Source organism: Variovorax sp. JS1663 (assembly GCF_002157355.1).
Taxonomy (GTDB): domain Bacteria; phylum Pseudomonadota; class Gammaproteobacteria; order Burkholderiales; family Burkholderiaceae_C; genus Variovorax.
Genome location: NZ_LYMK01000119.1, coordinates 1 through 2,323 on the forward strand (window position 1 = coordinate 1; position 2,323 = coordinate 2,323).

Annotated in this window: 3 protein-coding genes; all 3 read left to right on the forward strand. The window is 57.8% G+C overall.

The features are described 5' to 3' along the window. Nucleotides 1-189 (forward strand): hypothetical protein (locus A8M77_RS36360; protein ID WP_158101063.1); only part of this gene is annotated, 189 nt, incomplete at its 5' end. Beyond that, nucleotides 186-962: a hypothetical protein gene (locus tag A8M77_RS35935; RefSeq protein WP_143694915.1), complete on the forward strand. Its 777-nt coding sequence runs from the start codon at nt 186-188 to the stop codon at nt 960-962. The genes A8M77_RS36360 and A8M77_RS35935, both read left to right, overlap by 4 nt. Further along, the coding region (locus A8M77_RS34865; protein WP_143694916.1) for a hypothetical protein at nt 943-2,323 on the forward strand (1,381 nt) is incomplete at its 3' end. The genes A8M77_RS35935 and A8M77_RS34865, both read left to right, overlap by 20 nt.

Sequence of the window (2,323 nt, forward strand, 5' to 3'; positions counted from 1 at the left end):
CTGCTGGTCGATGCCGCCGATACCTTCCTCGACGGCGGCGAAGGGCTCGACGTGGTCCAGGTCGTCGGCAGTGCAGGCGTCACGCTCGACATGGCCGAGAGCCACATCGAGATCGCCGTCGGCGGCGACGGTGCCCATACCTTCGACCGGGACAGTAGCAATCACACCATCTGGAAGATTTGCGCGTGAAGAACACCACCATCATCAGTTGGTGCGTGCCGCTGCAACTCGCCTTGGTACTTGCAACCAGCAGTTGCGCGAATGCGCCACTGCCAGCAGACCCGGTCGTACCTCAAGGAGTAGCGCAAGGCCGTGATCTCAGCAAACGCGAGCCTTTGCCGTCTTCGCTTCCATACCGTCCTAAAGACGGCGACAAGCTGGGCTACTCAAAAGAAGAAAGCACTCGGCGCCTGAGTCCCGAAGTTAGAGCGATCTTGGATGGCATCTTGCGCCTCTACGAAGAACCAGGACTGTTTGCCGATAGGCGCCGTGTGTTTGCGGTATTGGGAACAGAGCCAGGGCGCCGAGAGATCTTGCCTCACCCGATTCCCAGAACCTCCGCTACCGACAAGTTCCGCGTGTATGCGGCGCCCCAAGGAGTATTTGCAGAAGGGGGGGTAAGCGCGGAGTATCTCTACGATGGGCAAGAGTCTCGCAACAGCGAAATGACGTGGCGCGGGCTGCTGACTGTGCGATTTCCCTATAAACAAAAATGCGTCGACAGTCGCGCGGTAGAAGGGTACTTGGATTTGTACCTCTATGCAGGGATAGATGGACTTGCACATCCTCTGCTACCTAGTCAATGGGATCGCCATGATTTCGGCGGACGACCATTTGCTCTCGCTCTTTCTAAAACTACGCCTTCGCTGTCGCTTAATTTTGTCGGCGGATGCGTTGCATTGATTTATGTTGGCGACAGATTTAACTACAGGGACCTTGCAGATGACCATCTTCTCAATTGACAGTGCGATTTTTGCTTCTCTTCGAAGCACAACGAATGTGAATTTCGTGGCTTTGCAAAGATTGGTGGAGGCAGCAAATCAGAATCAAGAACTTAACTTGGCGCTCACCCAAGCGACCGATCGCAACGATTTGGTCATTCGTATGGCTGAGGGCCTCGAGTTGCAGCAGATCGGCGCAGGTGCGTTTTTCGACTACACCTCGGGTCGCCCAGAAGATCGCGGGCGAATGGCCTTGGTGATCGATCCCGCGTGGATCATTGGCGGCAGTGCCACACTTGGCGCTTTGAGCAGAGGAACGCGCGCTTCGGTCCTCAATGTCTTCAGCCACGAGGTCGATCACTATGCGCGGGCTCAGGTTCTTATCGACAACGATCAACTGCGCAATCTGAGCTATAGACCTGAACTCAGCGCCGAGCAGCGCTTCGAGTTGTACATCACCACGCAGATGCAGACAGAAGTTCAGGGCTGGTACGCCGGCCTACGCGCCTATCGCAGGGAGCTTGGCGGCGACCCGCAAGCCAGTTTAAGTGCTCTGGACACCCAACGCCTCACGCAAGTAGAGAGACTGTTGCTCGACGTCGAAAGCCAAGGTCGGCGATTGGGATTGAATGGGACTGGGCTGGAAACCTTTGTCGGGGAGAAGGGGGCGGCTGCTCTTTCACGCAACTCTGACTATTGGAACCGGTACGCCAGCGCAATGAGCCATGTGAGCGGCACCAATGCCAATGCAGTGCGCGGGCGTCTGGCTTACCGCTTGGACCAAGCTGACGACATCACTGAATGGAGCGAGAGGGACGACGGCGATTCGCTGACCTCCACACTGGTATATCGCAACGGCGAGCGCGTGCTCGAAACGCAAAACCTTGATCACTCGGGCCGGACGTTGCGCTTCGACGCGGCCAACAGACTGATTGAGCGCACCGAGGTGACCGCCAACGCTGACGGCAGCCGCACTTTCCTAGTCTTGGACGGCAACGGCATGCCATTGTTGAACCAGAGGGTCCAGACCTTCGATGACGGAAGTTCGATCGCCCGCAACGTTGACTTTGCACATCAAACCCTGACGGAAGTATCGACCGCGAGCGACGGCTCCATTCATGAGACCCTCACGGTGCCATTGGGACAAGCAGCCAACGGAACGGAGACGAACTTCTTCAAAGGCGTAGTCATCACGAATCCTGTCCCTACGAGCGAATTGATCCCCGACGCCACCTCGGCCGGCCCGAGCGCCCTGAACAACACCCTCCTGTCCGCCCCCACCTACAGCATCGCCGCCATCTCCACCTGGCTCGGCGACGTCAACCTCGCCCAGGGCAACCAGGCCCTGGCCAACTACTTCCTCACCGATGGCCTGCGCCCCG